Annotated in this window: 16 protein-coding genes; 11 read left to right on the top strand and 5 right to left on the bottom strand. The window is 69.9% G+C overall.

All coding sequences use genetic code 11. The features are described from left to right. Window positions 1-379 precede the first annotated feature (379 nt). Both EP757_RS43155 and EP757_RS41865 read left to right on the top strand, forming a co-directional pair. A complete protein-coding gene (locus EP757_RS43155) occupies window positions 380-766 on the top strand; it encodes a hypothetical protein (protein ID WP_160166029.1) in 387 nt (128 codons plus the stop codon). Between the two features lie 107 nt (window positions 767-873). Further along, on the top strand, window positions 874-1,923 hold the full coding sequence (locus EP757_RS41865; RefSeq protein WP_127553872.1) for an NAD(P)-dependent alcohol dehydrogenase: 1,050 nt from the start codon (window positions 874-876) through the stop codon (window positions 1,921-1,923). Between the two features lie 57 nt (window positions 1,924-1,980). Here EP757_RS41865 and EP757_RS41860 read toward each other — a convergent pair whose 3' ends face one another. After that, window positions 1,981-2,481 (bottom strand): hypothetical protein, encoded by a 501-nt coding sequence (locus tag EP757_RS41860; RefSeq protein ID WP_127553871.1) that lies wholly within the window; start codon window positions 2,479-2,481, stop codon window positions 1,981-1,983. Between the two features lie 514 nt (window positions 2,482-2,995). Here EP757_RS41860 and EP757_RS41855 point away from each other — a divergent pair. Further along, a complete protein-coding gene (locus EP757_RS41855) occupies window positions 2,996-3,664 on the top strand; it encodes a hypothetical protein (RefSeq protein ID WP_146002964.1) in 669 nt (222 codons plus the stop codon). Here the strand turns inward: EP757_RS41855 and EP757_RS41850 are convergent. Next, entirely contained in the window at window positions 3,650-5,581 is a 1,932-nt protein-coding gene (locus tag EP757_RS41850) for a helicase-associated domain-containing protein (protein ID WP_127553869.1), read from the bottom strand. The two genes, EP757_RS41855 and EP757_RS41850, sit on opposite strands and share 15 nt — an antisense overlap. A gap of 107 nt (window positions 5,582-5,688) precedes the next feature. Here EP757_RS41850 and EP757_RS41845 point away from each other — a divergent pair, with 107 nt between their 5' ends. After that, complete coding sequence (locus EP757_RS41845) at window positions 5,689-6,387, top strand: hypothetical protein (RefSeq protein ID WP_127553868.1); 699 nt, start codon at window positions 5,689-5,691, stop codon at window positions 6,385-6,387. Here the strand turns inward: EP757_RS41845 and EP757_RS41840 are convergent. From EP757_RS41840 to EP757_RS41830, 3 genes are all read right to left on the bottom strand, one after another. After that, entirely contained in the window at window positions 6,347-7,096 is a 750-nt protein-coding gene (locus EP757_RS41840) for a hypothetical protein (RefSeq protein WP_127553867.1), read from the bottom strand. The two genes, EP757_RS41845 and EP757_RS41840, sit on opposite strands and share 41 nt — an antisense overlap. A gap of 88 nt (window positions 7,097-7,184) precedes the next feature. Continuing rightward, complete coding sequence (locus EP757_RS41835) at window positions 7,185-8,117, bottom strand: TIGR03619 family F420-dependent LLM class oxidoreductase (RefSeq protein ID WP_127553866.1); 933 nt, start codon at window positions 8,115-8,117, stop codon at window positions 7,185-7,187. Window positions 8,118-8,152: 35 nt separating this feature from the next. Next, window positions 8,153-8,725: a TetR/AcrR family transcriptional regulator gene (locus tag EP757_RS41830; protein ID WP_127553865.1), complete on the bottom strand. Its 573-nt coding sequence runs from the start codon at window positions 8,723-8,725 to the stop codon at window positions 8,153-8,155. Between the two features lie 31 nt (window positions 8,726-8,756). Between EP757_RS41830 and EP757_RS41825 the strand changes: the two genes are divergently transcribed. The 7 genes from EP757_RS41825 (at window position 8,757) to EP757_RS41795 (ending at window position 13,877) form a co-directional block, all read left to right on the top strand. Next, window positions 8,757-9,584, top strand: a complete 828-nt coding sequence (locus EP757_RS41825) for a hydrolase (RefSeq protein ID WP_127553864.1) — start codon at window positions 8,757-8,759, stop codon at window positions 9,582-9,584. A gap of 87 nt (window positions 9,585-9,671) precedes the next feature. Continuing rightward, a complete protein-coding gene (locus EP757_RS41820) occupies window positions 9,672-10,211 on the top strand; it encodes a snapalysin family zinc-dependent metalloprotease (RefSeq protein WP_127553863.1) in 540 nt (179 codons plus the stop codon). A 108-nt stretch (window positions 10,212-10,319) separates the two neighbouring features. Then, the gene (locus tag EP757_RS41815; protein WP_197725489.1) at window positions 10,320-10,832 is read left to right on the top strand and encodes a GNAT family N-acetyltransferase; all 513 of its coding nucleotides are present in this window, start codon (window positions 10,320-10,322) and stop codon (window positions 10,830-10,832) included. Between the two features lie 10 nt (window positions 10,833-10,842). Next, on the top strand, window positions 10,843-11,310 hold the full coding sequence (locus EP757_RS41810) for a hypothetical protein (RefSeq protein ID WP_127553861.1): 468 nt from the start codon (window positions 10,843-10,845) through the stop codon (window positions 11,308-11,310). 40 nt (window positions 11,311-11,350) lie between these two features. Then, on the top strand, window positions 11,351-12,307 hold the full coding sequence (locus EP757_RS41805) for a glycerophosphodiester phosphodiesterase family protein (protein WP_127553860.1): 957 nt from the start codon (window positions 11,351-11,353) through the stop codon (window positions 12,305-12,307). A gap of 62 nt (window positions 12,308-12,369) precedes the next feature. Beyond that, window positions 12,370-13,521, top strand: coding sequence for a hypothetical protein (locus EP757_RS43635; RefSeq protein WP_197725488.1), 1,152 nt, complete (start codon window positions 12,370-12,372; stop codon window positions 13,519-13,521). Further along, window positions 13,518-13,877, top strand: coding sequence for a hypothetical protein (locus tag EP757_RS41795; protein WP_127553859.1), 360 nt, complete (start codon window positions 13,518-13,520; stop codon window positions 13,875-13,877). Before EP757_RS43635 ends, EP757_RS41795 begins: the two co-directional genes overlap by 4 nt. Window positions 13,878-13,880 lie beyond the last annotated feature (3 nt).

Below are 13,880 nucleotides of genomic sequence, written 5' to 3'. Positions count from 1 at the left end.
GATTACCGTTATGTTTCCGGAAGTTATTGACACGGCCGTCACGCGGTTCAATACTCTGGGCATCGACCGGGATCGCTCCCATCGAGGTCTCGACCCCGGCTCAGGCTCATCCCCAACGTTCGCCGGCGCGCCGCTCCGTCGCGGCCGCCGGTGATCGTGCCTGTGCCGGGGTCGCTTCAGGAGGAGGCCGGCGTACCGATCTTCCGCGGGTTTCCCGGGGGAGGGGCGCAGAGCCCGAGTAGCGCGTACGGGGAGCAACCGTGGCTGGGCGACGCGTTCGGGTCGTCCGCCGGAAGTCCGGGGCGGCTTCCGGTGGGCGGCCACCACGACGAGCGAGCTTTCCTCGTACGACCCTCAGCTCAAGAGTCATACTTCCTCAGTGGACCGAGGCGTGCGATGCGAGGTGTGCGGCCACCCCGTGCGGTCCGCCGGTGAGGGCCTGCGGGTGTGTGCCCACTGCTACGCGGTGACCGAGGAGGGGATCGGCCCGTGGACCTACGAGCCTCCCTCGCGACGCTGGGAACGAGCCGAAATGCCCGAGCCCGAACCCCACCATGCGTACGGCTTCGTCAACTCCACCTTGTGCGGCCTCACCGGCGACGACATAGTCGCCTCGCCGTACCCGTGGATCCCCGAACGGCCCGCCGCCTGCCCCTCGTGCAGGACCGCCGCAGCCGTCATCGACGCACGCTGGCCCGCCGAGAAACGCCTCCCACGCCGCATCCGTTCAGCCGCCGACATCGAGAACGGCGCCCCGCCCTTCTGAAACCCGGGCTCGTTGCGAAAGGTCTGAGTTTGGCGGTCGCCCTGCGATTCCGGGAGGCGGCGGGGAGGCTGGTGGGTGACCCGCTGTAACCGGGAGAGGGAGCGGACATGCGCGCCATGCGGCTGCTGAAGTGGAAGTCGGATCCGGAGATCGTGGAGGTCGACACGCCTCGGCCCGGTCCCGGCCAGGTCGTCATCAAGGTCGGCGGCGCGGGGGCGTGCCACTCGGACCTGCACCTGCTGCACGACTTCGACGAGAGTTCGCCGCTGGCATGGGGGCCGCCGTTCACGCTCGGCCACGAGAATGCCGGTTGGGTGCATGAGCTCGGCGAGGGCGTCTCCGGCCTCGAAGTCGGGCAGGCCGTCGCCGTCTACGGCCCGTGGGGATGTGGCACCTGTGACCGTTGTCAGCTGGGGATGGAGACGTACTGCGAGAACATCGCGGGCGCTCCCGTTCCCGGTGGCGGCGGTGGCCTGGGCCTCGACGGTGGAATGGCGGAATTCATGCTCGTTCCGCAGGCACGTCAACTGCTGCCGCTTCCGGAGGGATTGGATCCGGTACGGGCGGCGCCGCTCACCGATGCGGGTCTCACTCCCTATCACGCGGTTCGCCGATCGTGGGCCAAACTGGCGCCCGGCAGCACCGCGGTGGTCATCGGCGTCGGCGGCCTCGGCCACGTCGGCGTGCAGATCCTCAAGGCGACCACCGCCACCCGGGTGATCGCCGTCGACAATCGCGACGAAGCACTGCAACTGGCCGAGGAATGCGGCGCCGACCAGATGGTCCGCTCCGGTCCCGAGGCGGCCAAGCAGATCCGGCAGGCAACGGGCGGCCACGGCGCCGACGTGGTCCTCGACTTCGTCGGCGTCGACGCGACCCTGGCCCTGGGCGCCGCCGCCACCCGCAGCATGGGCGACCTGACCATCGTGGGGATCGGCGGCGGAACGCTCCCGCTCTCCTTCTTCTCGGTGCCCTACGAGGTGAGCATCCAGACCACCTATTGGGGTTCCCGCCCGGAGCTGGCCGAGGTCCTCAACCTCGGAGCCCGAGGCCTGGTCCGCCCGAAGATCAGCACCTTCCCGCTCGCCGAGGGCCCGGCCGTCTATGAGCGCATGCACAAGGGCGGACTACAGGGCCGAGCGGTGATCGTCCCCTAGTGCCGCCTCGCGTGGGGTGACCGCCCGGGGTCAGCGCCACCTCGGCACGTCGCGGCCTCAGCCGGGATTCGATCCGCTGACCTGCCGGGCGCGCTCCTTGCGCACGTCGTTGAGCTGCAATGCCAGCTGGGCTGCGAACTCCAGGGCCGCCATGCGTGCGGCCAGGGCTCGGGTCGGGTGGCGGTGACCGTTTCGGGTCAGTCTCGCGAGCCAGCGCCTCTCCAGGTGGCGGCGGCCGACGACTGCTGCCACGGAGATGCCGATCGCACCGGCTGCCAGTGCTGCCTTGCGCTTGTCGAAGGGCGGGGGCGGCGGCGCGCCGTCGGCCACGGCGAACGGTGTGGCACCCACGACGAGTTCGACTTCGCGGTCCGCATCGTCGTCGCCGGAGTCCTTCGGGTCGAGCACCCAGCCGACCGCCGTGACGGCCGCGACCGTGCCCGCTCGGGCCAGCCTCCGCCGGGCCGGCGACAATTCCCGGGCCGCGATCCAGGTGCTGCTGAGAACCGCCTGCAAAGCCGCGAGCGCGACGGCGCGCCCATAGGAAACGGAAGCCATGAAACGACGTTAGCCGCGAACAGCAAGCCGTTCGTCGTACGGAAGGACGACGGGCATCATCAGCGTATGACCGAAGACAACCGTGAGTTCGCCGTCGTGAACGACGCGGACGGGCCCAGCGTGCCGGGCTCGCCGGGCACGTTCAGCGACGGCGTCCGGTAGGCCAGGATCCTGCCCGCCACCCGGCCGGGATCTTGCCCGCCACCCGGCCCGGATCCTGCCCGCCACCCGGCCGGGATCCTGCCCGCCACCAGGCCCGGATCCTGCCCGCCACCCGGTCGGGAGGCATGCGCGGCAGCAGGTTCGCCTACGCACCCGGTGGATGCTCGAACCGGCACGTCCACCTGGCAGTGACCGCGACATGCGACACCGAGTGGCTCCCGTGAGCGCGGCGAGGCAGCCCCGCGGCGAAACGCGCTTTTCGGCAGCAACGGATGAGGCGGCGTCATCGGCGACCTTCTACCGTCGGTCACGGACGCAGGCGAACGAGTCGTCGGAGGAGTAGACCGTGCTCATGAGAACCGCTCTGCTGATGACAGTCGCGCTGACCTGCGTGGCCTGCTCCGACCCGGCCGAACCGAGCCCGGAAACCACCACCGCGCCGGAGACCTCGACGGTGTCCACCCCCACGGAGCCGACCGCCGTCCCGCCGACGGCCACAGCCCCGCCGACCGGCACAGCTCCGGCGACCGACATATCCCCGACGACCGGCACAGCCCCGGCGAAGACCGCCACGCTGCCGAAGAAGCAGCCGGCCGGCGACCCCGCCGAGCCGTCCACCTGGCTCACCTCCCTGGCCGACTGCCCGAACGAGGGCCAGAAAGCCGAGATCCAGGACGTCCTCCGCAAGGACGCCACCGGCGACGGCGTCACCGACACGTTGATCGCCCGCACCTGCGAGGCGAGCACCTCCTACATCCCCAGCACCGTCGAGATCTTCGACGGCGTCGAGCGGATAGCCGTCCTGCTCGAGGACGTCGGCCCGACGGACCTGCCGTGGTACAGGTCGATGGCCGTCGACGGCGAAACGGTCACCGTCGTTGCCTACGGCGTCAGCGAAGGCGGCGTCCCGGCGTGCCCCGACCTCAAGCTGACCTACACCTATCAGCATGCGAACGGCACGTTCACGCGTACCGGCCGTCAGGAGACGAAAGTCGACGACCTGTGCCTACCGGTCGGCTGATCCGAGCAGTTCCGGGTGGATCGGCGGCGGCGCCTGGCGGGACACGGTGACAGCGGGAGCCTCCCCTCGTACGGAAGAAGGGGCGTAACCGGAAGCACGCAGCGCGGCCAGAGTCTCGGCCGGAGGCTTGGCGCTGGCGACGACGGTGGGCGCGAGACGCACCAGGGCGAGGCCGGCAAGAGCGCGCGAAGCCACGATCTCGTCGAGCAGGATCGGGTCGGAGCTGCACAGCACGCACCCGACGGACCGGACCTGAACCCGCCCGTGCTGGCGGCCCACGTCCTTGATCAGATATTCGAGGCCCTGTGGCACCTGATCGGCGACCTCGGCGAGGCGCGCCGTCAGCGAATCGGCATCGGCTCCCTCGTCGAAAGCCCGCCGCACACTCGACCGCGAGAAACGCCACGTCCAGGCGCCACCGCGGGATTCCGGATCGGCGAGCGAATCCAGCAGGGCCAGCAGCGGAGCCGTGGGCGTGCCGGTCACCACGGCGGTCAGGTCGTTCTGCAGAACCACCCGCGACGACGCCGGCGGCACCATGGCCATGGCCTTCTCGTGCAGCGCCGCCCGGTCCCCGCCGGCCAGCAGCCGCCCGAGCTCCGACACGCTGCCGTGCGCCATCAGGCCGAGCAGATGAGCCTCCTCCCAGATCCCGGCGACGAACCGTTCCCGATCCTCCTCGGCCCGGTCCGCCGCCACCGGCGCATGCCACGCGACCAGCAGAGCAGCGTCCGGGAGCGAGCACGGGCCAAGGCGCAGAACAGCGGGCCGCATGACGGGGAGAACGGTCGCCGAACGCCGATCCCAATCGAGCACCGCAGCGCCGTCGGCCAGGGGACAAGCGGGCATCGAGATCCACGTCGAGACGAGGGAGACCAGTTGCGCCGCGGGCTCCAACGCGGCGAAGGAGTCGAAATCGGCGGACAGCGTCAACCCGTCCGGCGACGACGAGACCAGTCCGCCGGCCGCCGCGACCTCCAGCGCGAACCGTGCGGCATCCTCACCTCGCCCGATCGCCTTGGCGACTCGCCGTAACTCCTTCACCCCGATGCCGCCGTTCGCCAGAACCGCCACCGGCGTCCGCCCGAAGACGTCGAAAGCCGCCCTCATCAGAGTCAGAACATCGGTCGCGGCGGCCGAAGCCTCCCGCTCGACGGCGTCAGCGCCGAGCCCGGCGCCGGCGGCGGACGGCGGCCTCGGCGAGAACGGGATGTGCCGCAGAGCGAGCGCCACTTCAGCCGGCATCTGCCCGCCGTTCCAGCCGCTCGGAATGACGAGCCCTCGCTCGGCGGCCCACCTCGGCGCCGGAATCCGCCGCCACGACGACGGCGCGATCACCGTCTCCGCCGACTCGCACAGCGAATCCCGCACATCGGCCGGCGCCCGCACCACCAGACCCCGGACGTTCTGCGGCACCGCGAGCCACTCCGCGACATCACTGATCAACGACTGCTTGGACCGCCCGGTGAGAGGCGCCCCGATCCGCTCCGCGATCATCCGCACCTGCGTGACGCTCAGTTGCGCCAGCAGATCCTCTGCCCGGCCACCCAGCCCGAACGGATGCGGCCACATCACCCGCAGATGAGCCCCGCCGCCCGGCCAGACCAGGCCCTTCGCCGACAGCGAGGACAGCACCTCCGCCACGTCCGGGTCCTCGGCCGGGACGCAGAGCAATCCGGCCAGCCGATCACGTGACCACCCGTCACCGAGCGCCGCCACCACTTCCGCCAGCTGCAGTTCGGGCAGGGTGCAGCCCTCCAGCCCGGCCACGATCGATTCCGGTCGTAGCAGCAGCTCCGCCAGCTCCTCCGTCGTCGCCGGCGCCGGCTCCGTGACCACCCGGGTGGCGAGTAGTTCCGCCGACGCGGACCGGCTCAACCCTCGCAGGTACTCGGCGAGACGATCAGTCGCAGACACGCCGACAACCTACGCGCGGCGTCTGCCGCGAGCCAGTGCGATGCCCCTTGAGCATCAGCACACCTCCCCACTCGTGCTCGCCGGACACGGCCTGCCATGATCCGACGATGGCCTACGAGCTCCACATCACCAGGGCGTTCGTGTCATACGAGAGCGAACGCTTCCCGATCCTCGGCGCCGAGGTCGACGCCCTGGTCCGCCGGCAGCCCGACCTGTACGTCCCGCCGGATGCACCGCGCCGCCCCGACTTCTGTTACGTCTACTGGTCCGACAACGACCACTATCTGCTCTTCCACGACGGCCGGCTCAGCGCCAAGCGTCCCAGCCCGCTCTTCAAACGCCGGATGATCGAGCTGGCATCGGACCTCGACGCCTGGGTGATCGGCGACGACGCCGAGGTCTACGAGCTCGACGGCGAGACGGTCACCGACCGCAATCGGGCGAGGTCGCCGCTGCGCAAGCACCTGATCACCCGAGGCGACGGCAACCCGGTGATCCGGGCCGACGAATGGGCCGTCCTGGTAGCCGCCCAGCCCGACTTCACCACCAGGTCCACCATCGAAGCCGAGTTGCCCTCCGGCACGCGCGACATCCCGTGCCCGCCGATCGACTGCTGGACCGGCCACCCGTCCGGCCGCCCGATCCCGTTCTTCTTCAACGACGACGAGGTCTTCAACCACAACGAGGAGATCGAAGTCCGCGACGCCGACGAGCCGACCGTCCACCGCATGACCGAGCTGGCGGCCGCCCTGCGGGCCCACGTCGTCAAGGATCACCAGCTCTCCTGGAAGACGACCTCGGGATAGTCCGTGGCCGGCCGTCCGGCAGCCGCTGCGGGACACCGCGCAGGTGCTGGTCGAAGAACGCCGGCACGTGAGCCCGGGCGACCGGCGCGGTTCGCGTCCCCGGGAGCGGCGATCCGGCGTCCGGCACCCCGGCCCGCACCCTGCGATCGGACGCCGTGGTCGTGGCAGCGGCGTTCCCGCCGATCGAGTGACCGGCGACGCCGATCCGTCTCCGGTCGACGTGGCAGGCGTGCCGCCACGCCGGTCTGCTCGCGGTGAGCCGGTCGATCAGGAACGAGATGTCCGCGGCCCGATGGTCAGCGAGGCCGGGCGGCAGCACCACCATCGGGAACCGGCCGTGCCTCGGCCGCGCGGCGGTCACCGCGGTGGTCCGGGCGCCGCTGAAGGCCATCGCGTCCACGATCCCGTCGACCCGCTGGGCATGGAGGAACAACCGCGCTTCGGTGACGGTGAGGTAGGGCGAGGCACGACCTCGCTGATCAGCGGTCGGATAGAACATCGACACCATCGGCTCGCGCGGATTCCCCGGCGCCCACGGGTCGCCGCGCGCGGAGTCGACGAGGTGCACGACGTCACGGCCGGCAGCGAATGATCCGGTGAGCTCCGGCAGGGCGAACTGCGTCGCGGCCGCGGCCGGGGACGCCAGGAAAGGAACGGTGAGCACTGCTGCGGCGACGGCCCGCCGTACGGCGAGAAAGGTTGTCCTCATGCCTTCGAGCAAACCGGAGCGGCGGGCCGCCCGCAGTAGCGCGCGATGGAGAATCGGGGGTGTTGCCAGCACTACCCCCTGATCAGAATCAGACGCCGGCCGCGCGCACCCTGTCGTGCAGCTCGGACGCCCGGTCGATCAGCTCGCCGACGCTCTCCACCGCCGCCGGCAGCGTGATGTAGACCTGGTCCGCACCGGCCTCCGCCAGCGCCGCCACGTCCTCGGCCAGCTGCGACACGTTCCCGGCATAGGGCGGACGCGGCACCGCCGTCGACTCCGTCAGATCAAGAGTGCCGATCTGTACGGTGCAACTGATCGTGCCGGGATCGCGCCCGATCTCCTCCGCCGTCGCCCGCAGCCCGGCCAGCGACGCCTTCACCTGGTCGGGAGTGACCCCACTGGCCACCCAGCCGTCCGCGCGCTTCGCCACCCGCCGCAGCGCCCGCTCGTTGCCGGCGCCCAGCAGGATCGGGATCCTGCGGACCGGCTTCGGGCCGACGTCCACGGTGTCGGCCTCGAAACGCCGGGTCTTGAAGCTGACCGGATTCGGACCCCACACCTCGGCCGCGATGTCCAGGAAGTCGTCGAGCGCCTTGCCTCGCTCGGACAGCGGAACCGCGCCGCCCGCCGCGAACTCGTCCGGCGACCAGCCCGCGCCGAGCCCGGCGATGACCCGGCCGCCACTGGCCGCGTCGAGGGTGGCCAGCTCGCGGGCGAGCCGTAGCGGCAGATGCAGCGGGACCACGAGCACACCGGTGCCGAGCTCGATCCGCGACGTCACCGCCGCCGCTGTCGCGAGCGTGACCAGGGCGTCGGCGACGCCGCGGTACCGCTCCGGCCAGGGCAGCCCCGGCACGTTGTAGAGACCGTGCGACCCGCTCTGATCCTCCGGGACGAGCACCCGCTCGAACACCCACAGGCTGTCGAAGCCGATCTCCTCCATGGCCCGGGCGGCCGCGACGACGTCCTTACCCGGGGTGAAATGCGCGAACTGGGGCAGACTGACACCGAGTTTGACCATGCCCTCAACAATTCCACAGAGGACTGAATGGCGGGTTACGCGCGCAGAGCGGAGGCCGCCAAGCGGGCATATCGCTCGGCCATGTCCTGCGACGCCGGCCCTCTCATCAGCGCCAGTTCGTAGAACACCGGCGCGCATGCCGAGACGATCGCCGTCCGCGCGTCGACGCCGGCCGCGATCTCGCCCCTCGCGAAGGCCCTGGACACCACGACCCCGCACCGCTCGAAACGGTCCTCCCAGAACTCTCGCAGCGCCCGCTCGGCGGCCACCGACCGGAACGACGCAGCGATCAGCGCCCGCGTGACCGAAAACGGCTCCCCGAACGCCGCCACCACCTGCCGATTGATCTCCACGAGATCCCCGGTCAGCGATCCGGTGTCCGGCGGCTCCCATCCATCCTCCCGTGCGGCGTCGAAACTGTCCGCGAGCAGCCCGCCGACGTCACGCCACCGCCGATAGACAGTGGTCCGGTGCACCCCCGACCGCTCGGCGACGGCGTCGACTGTCAAGCCGTCATACCCCTGCTCCAGGAGCAGCGACGCGACGGCTTCGAGCACGAGTGACCGATTCCGGGCAGTCCGGCCACCGGGCCGGGATTGAGGTTCCATAAGCTAATGCTACATGTGTAGTGTTAGTGGCATGGATATCGCACTCGATGGCTGGGCTCCCTACGCCGTGGCCGCGGACGCCGCCGGCGACATCTGGCTCACCGTTCTGACGCCACCGGGTCTGGCGCGCGTCACGCCGGATCTGCATCACGAACCGATCCGAAGCGGACAGCCGATGCTGCTGAGCATCGCCGGCGACACCATCTGGTACACCCGCTCCGACGGTCGCCTCGTGCGGCGTGACCCCACCGGCGCCCATGTCGAATTCGAGCTTCCCGACGGCTCGGCGCCCTATGGCATCGCGGCCGGCGACGACGACGTCTGGTTCACCGCCCCCGGCATCAACAAGATCGGCCGGCTCTTTCAAGAGACCATTTCCTGGTACGAACTACCGATTCCGGAGTCCCGCCCGGCGATGATCGCTCTCGACCACGACGGCACGCCGTGGGCCGCTCTGAACGGGGCCGGCGCGCTGGCGAGGATCCGCGACGGGAAAGTCGAGATCATCGCGTTGCCGGAAGGGTCGGCGCCGGTCGGGGTCGCGCCGGGAATCTGGTACGCCGACATCGCGGGTGGTGCCGTCGGCCGGGTCGACGCCGACGGCACGGTTCACCATTTCCCGCTACCGGACCGCGCCTCCCGCCCGCACGCCGTGGCCACCGCCCCCGACGGTTCCTGCTGGGCCACTCTGTGGGGCACTCACCAATTGGCCCGCGTCACCACCGGAGGCGACATCGAGATCCATGACCTGTCCGGAAAAGAGCCGCACGGTCTCTGCGTCACCGGCGACCAGGTCTGGGTGGCGATGGAGAGCGGCTCCCTGAGCGGGATCCAGTACCGCCACGACGATCCTCGGTGACCGGTGATAGGGGCATTTCAGTATGGCGCAAACCATTGATGGGGGTCATTGAATAGGGGCACCCGTTCCCTATCCCCGGAGGAAGCCATGCTGTTCCGCAGACTCGCGGCGGCCGTCTTCGCCGTCCTCGCCGTCGCCGGCGTCCAAGCGGTCACCACCGCGCCCGCCTCGGCCGCGCCCCGAGTGCTCTACTACGACGCCAGTCAGGCCCAGGAATTCAAGGCCGTCGTCGCGCAGGGCGCTCAGATCTGGAACAACAGCGTCACGAACGTACGCCTCGAGCCGGTGCCGAGCGGCCGCACCCCGAACATCCGCGTCTATGCCGACAACGGCTGGCCGCGCACCTACAGTTCGTCGCTCGGCAACGGCTACTGGTATATGGGCCGGCAGGCCGTCAACCAGGGCTACTTCCAGGCGCGCATCGCCGCGCACGAGTTCGGTCACATCCTCGGCCTCCCGGACCGGCGCACCGGTCTCTGTGCCGACCTGATGTCCGGCAGCAGTGCGCCCGTGAGCTGCACGAACGCCAATCCGAACAGCGCCGAGCGGGCTGCCGTGAACAGCAGATTCCCGGCGGCGCTGACGGCCACGACCGCAACGGCGCGGACGTTCACCTGGGCCGGCTGATCCACCGGTCGCGCGCAGGGGAGGGGCCCGCCTTCCCTGCGCGGTCCCGGCACGGCGGCTTTCCCCCGTACCGAAAATGATCGCAACCGGCAAGCCAAGATGGACCACATGGAATTGCCCGCGCGCACCGCCCGCCTGATGTTCTCCGCGATGACGATCGACGATCTCGACGACCTGGCCGCGCTGCTCGGCGACCCTGGGGTGATGCGGCACTACCCGCGGCCGAAGACCCGTTACGAGGCCGAGAACTGGATCACCTGGAATCAAGATCTCTATGAACGCGCAGGTCACGGCCTGTGGGTGATCCGCTCCAGGGCGACCGGCGAGTTCCTCGGCGACTGCGGGCTCACCGTGCAGGAGATCGAGGGCACGACCGAGATCGAGATCGGCTACCACGTACGGGCGGACCAGCAGGGCCGTGGCTACGCGACCGAGGCGGCCGCCGCCTGCCGCGACCACGCCCGCGACGTCCTCGCCGTCCGCCGTCTGATCGCGATCATCGCGCCGTCGAATGTTCCGTCCCGGCGGGTCGCCGAGAAGATCGGGCTCCGGCACGAGCGCGACGCCTTCTACGACAAGACGCGCCAGAACGTGCGCGTTTACGCCACGTCATTCGTCTAACGTCAACGAAGTGACGTACGACGATCCGATCCTCGCCCGCATCGGACAGGCCGTCGAGATCAATCACGGTCAGCGCCGGCGCGACGACGCCCGCGCCCTGTTCGCCGGGATCTGGCAGGACATCGGCGGTGAGCAGGGCGATCCGTTCCACGTCTGCCTGCTCGCCCACGTCATGGCCGACACGCAGGACGACGTCGGTGAGGAGTTGCGCTGGGACCTGATCGCCCTGGCAGCGGCCGACCGCATCCGCGGCGACGAGGTGCTCGCGCAGGCGGGGGTGCCGCTCTCGGTCGGCGGCCTCTACCCGTCCCTGCACCTCAGCGTGTCCGATTGCTACCGCCGCCTGGGCGACCTCGACCGAGCCCGCGAGCACCTGAACAAGGCCCGGGAAGGCATGCCCGAACTAGGCGACGACAACTACGGCACAACGATCAGAAACGGCCTCGCCACCCTCGCCGAACAGTTGGGGCCGGAGTAGCGCAGCGGTGCGGAGTCGGACGGGCTGGCAGGATGTCCGGATGCCGAAGATCGCTAGGCGGTTGCGGATTCCGCTCGTGGTGCTGGTCGTCGTCGTGGGCGGGCTCTGGCTGGGGAACAACTCCACGCTCGTGACCAGTGCGGACGAGCCTTTTCTGATGGCGCATCGCGGGCTGGCGCAGACGTTCGACGTCGCGCGGGTTCAGATCGACACGTGCACGGCGCAGGTGATTCACGCGCCTGAGCACCCCTATCTGGAGAACACGATCGCATCGATGCGGGCCGCTTTCCAGGCCGGCGCCGACGTCGTCGAGTTCGATGTGAAGCTGACGCGCGACCAGCAGCTCGCCGTCTTTCACGACGCCACTCTGGAATGCCGCACCGACGGCACCGGGACGGTCGGCGAGCACACCATGGACGAGCTGCGGAAACTCGATGTCGGATACGGGTATACGGCCGACGGCGGCGCCACTCACCCGTTCCGCGGCAAAGGCGTCGGGCTGATGCCCACCGCCGCCGAAGTGCTCGGCGAGTTCCCCGACCGGGAACTGCTCATCCACCTGAAGAACGGTGACGCCGCCGACGGGGAAGCCCTCGCCGCGCTGCTCCTTGCGCTGCCGCAACGGGGGAGGCTCACCGTCTACGGCGAGGACGCCGCCGTCGACGCATTCCGCGCCCGGTTGCCGGACGTGCGGGCGACGTCGAAGGCGCTGATGAAGAAATGCCTGATCCGGTACGAGGCGACCGGTTGGACAGGGCACGTCCCGAACGATTGCCGCAACATTCAATTGCACTTGCCGGCCCGGTACGGACGCTATCTGTGGGGCTGGCCGAACCGTTTCACCGAGCGCATGGCCGAAGCCGGCAGCCGCGTCATCCTGACCGCCGACGGAGGTGACTTCTCCGCGGGCTTCGACTCCCCGGCCGACCTGAACCAGATCCCCGACGGCTGGTCAGGCGGCATCTGGACCAATCGCATCGACCTACTGGGCGGCTGAGCCGAACGCGACGCGCTACGCGCGTGTACATCCCCGTACAAGGAATGGGGGGTGTCATTGCCGTGACCGGCTCATTGGTCGCTGTCGCGCACGAGTCGACGACCGGTATCACCGGCCTCGGCCCGGTCGAGGACGCCCACCAGCTCGCCGACGCCATCCGGAATCAGAGCTGGGTGGACGGCGTCCTCGGTGGCGCGGGCGTCTCCCTGGAAGCGCTGTCCGTGGCGATCGACCCGCTCGGCAGCGTCGCGAGCTGGGGCGTCGCGTGGCTGATGGAGCACGTCCAGCCGTTGCGTGATGCGCTGGATCATCTGGCGGGAGATGCCGACCAGGTAGCCGCCCATGCCGCTACCTGGCACAACGTAGCCACGTTCATGGAGGCGACCCACCACGAGTACGCCGGCCGGCTCGCCTCCGGGACGGCCGGATGGGCTGGTGACGCGGGCGACGCCTACCGGATCCACGCCGGCGAGCACCTGGCGGTTCTGGACGGCATCGCCGCGGCAGCCGGCGGGATCGCCTCGGCGGTCGAGGGCGCTGGCCTGCTCGTCGCGGCCGTCCGCGAGATCGTCCGCGATCTGATCGCCAACTTCGTCGCCACCCTCGCGGTCCGGCTGCCGCAGTGGCTCGCGACCGAAGGGCTCACCCTCGGCATCGCTACGCCGCTGGTGGCCGGCCAGGTGAGCACGCTCGTGGCGAGGTGGGCCGCCGAGATCCAGCGGTTCATCAGGTATCTCTTGAACAGCCTTCGCAGGCTGCGATCGATGCTCGACGACCTCACCGGAATCTTCGACAGGCTGATGTCCCGGGCCGGCCGCATCGCCAAGGCCGCGCTCGGCGGGCCGGGGAAGCCGCCGAAGCCCCCGGAGAAACCCGATGCGTCGTTCGCGCCGCCGCCGATCCGCCGGGACAGGCACGGGCGGCTGACCAACGGAACCTACACGGTGAGCGACCTCGCGATGCTCCGTCACCTGCCGGGAACGGCACCGCCGAGGAAGAGCGTCTTCCTGAGCGGGGTCCACGCGGAGAAGGCCGTTCTGGACGCTGCGGCGTTTGCCGACACCCATCGTCTGTGGGACGGCGACAAGGCGAAGGTGTACGTCGTGAACGGCCCGGTCCGAGTTCTGGGCCGAACCGGCGAGCTGACCCACTACATCAACGTCTACCGTAACGAGCGCGGTGCTGTTCACGGTGCTCCCGGAGGTGCCTCTTGATCGACTTCACGAAAGCTCTCACCGCGAACCCGCCCCGCCCGGACTGGACCGGCGAGGTGGCCCTCGCCGTGGCGGAGTCCCTGGTGGACGGACTCCCGATCCGGTTGGACTGGGACGCCGATGCCGGCGAGGAGTGGATCAGCCTGCTCGGTGAGGCGGCGCGCGTCGGCATCGTCTCGGTGAGCCGTCCCCTCGCGGTCCTGGCGGCGAGTGAGCCGCGCGTTGTCGAACGCGCAGCGGACCATCGCATCGGTGTGGTGCTGGTGCCGTCCTTCGCCGACCCGGTCCTCGTCGGCGATGATGATCAGCTGCGGGCGCCTTTCTCCGCCGATGACCTCTGGTTCTCCACGATCTGAGGC

The organism is Actinoplanes sp. OR16, assembly GCF_004001265.1.
GTDB lineage: Bacteria > Actinomycetota > Actinomycetes > Mycobacteriales > Micromonosporaceae > Actinoplanes.
The sequence above is the reverse complement of the archived record's forward strand: the minus strand, read 5'-3'. Positions and strand labels throughout refer to the sequence as shown.

Bases quoted from the DNA above. Each gene is read 5' to 3' on its own strand.
- EP757_RS41865 (WP_127553872.1), top strand. From the start codon at position 874: ATGCGCGCCATGCGGCTGCTGAAGTGGAAGTCGGATCCGGAGATCGTG.
- EP757_RS41860 (WP_127553871.1), bottom strand. From the start codon at position 2,481: ATGGCTTCCGTTTCCTATGGGCGCGCCGTCGCGCTCGCGGCTTTGCAG.
- EP757_RS41855 (WP_146002964.1), top strand. From the start codon at position 2,996: ATGAGAACCGCTCTGCTGATGACAGTCGCGCTGACCTGCGTGGCCTGC.
- EP757_RS41845 (WP_127553868.1), top strand. From the start codon at position 5,689: ATGGCCTACGAGCTCCACATCACCAGGGCGTTCGTGTCATACGAGAGC.
- EP757_RS41840 (WP_127553867.1), bottom strand. From the start codon at position 7,096: ATGAGGACAACCTTTCTCGCCGTACGGCGGGCCGTCGCCGCAGCAGTG.
- EP757_RS41835 (WP_127553866.1), bottom strand. From the start codon at position 8,117: ATGGTCAAACTCGGTGTCAGTCTGCCCCAGTTCGCGCATTTCACCCCG.
- EP757_RS41830 (WP_127553865.1), bottom strand. From the start codon at position 8,725: ATGGAACCTCAATCCCGGCCCGGTGGCCGGACTGCCCGGAATCGGTCA.
- EP757_RS41825 (WP_127553864.1), top strand. From the start codon at position 8,757: ATGGATATCGCACTCGATGGCTGGGCTCCCTACGCCGTGGCCGCGGAC.
- EP757_RS41820 (WP_127553863.1), top strand. From the start codon at position 9,672: ATGCTGTTCCGCAGACTCGCGGCGGCCGTCTTCGCCGTCCTCGCCGTC.
- EP757_RS41815 (WP_197725489.1), top strand. From the start codon at position 10,320: ATGGAATTGCCCGCGCGCACCGCCCGCCTGATGTTCTCCGCGATGACG.
- EP757_RS41805 (WP_127553860.1), top strand. From the start codon at position 11,351: ATGCCGAAGATCGCTAGGCGGTTGCGGATTCCGCTCGTGGTGCTGGTC.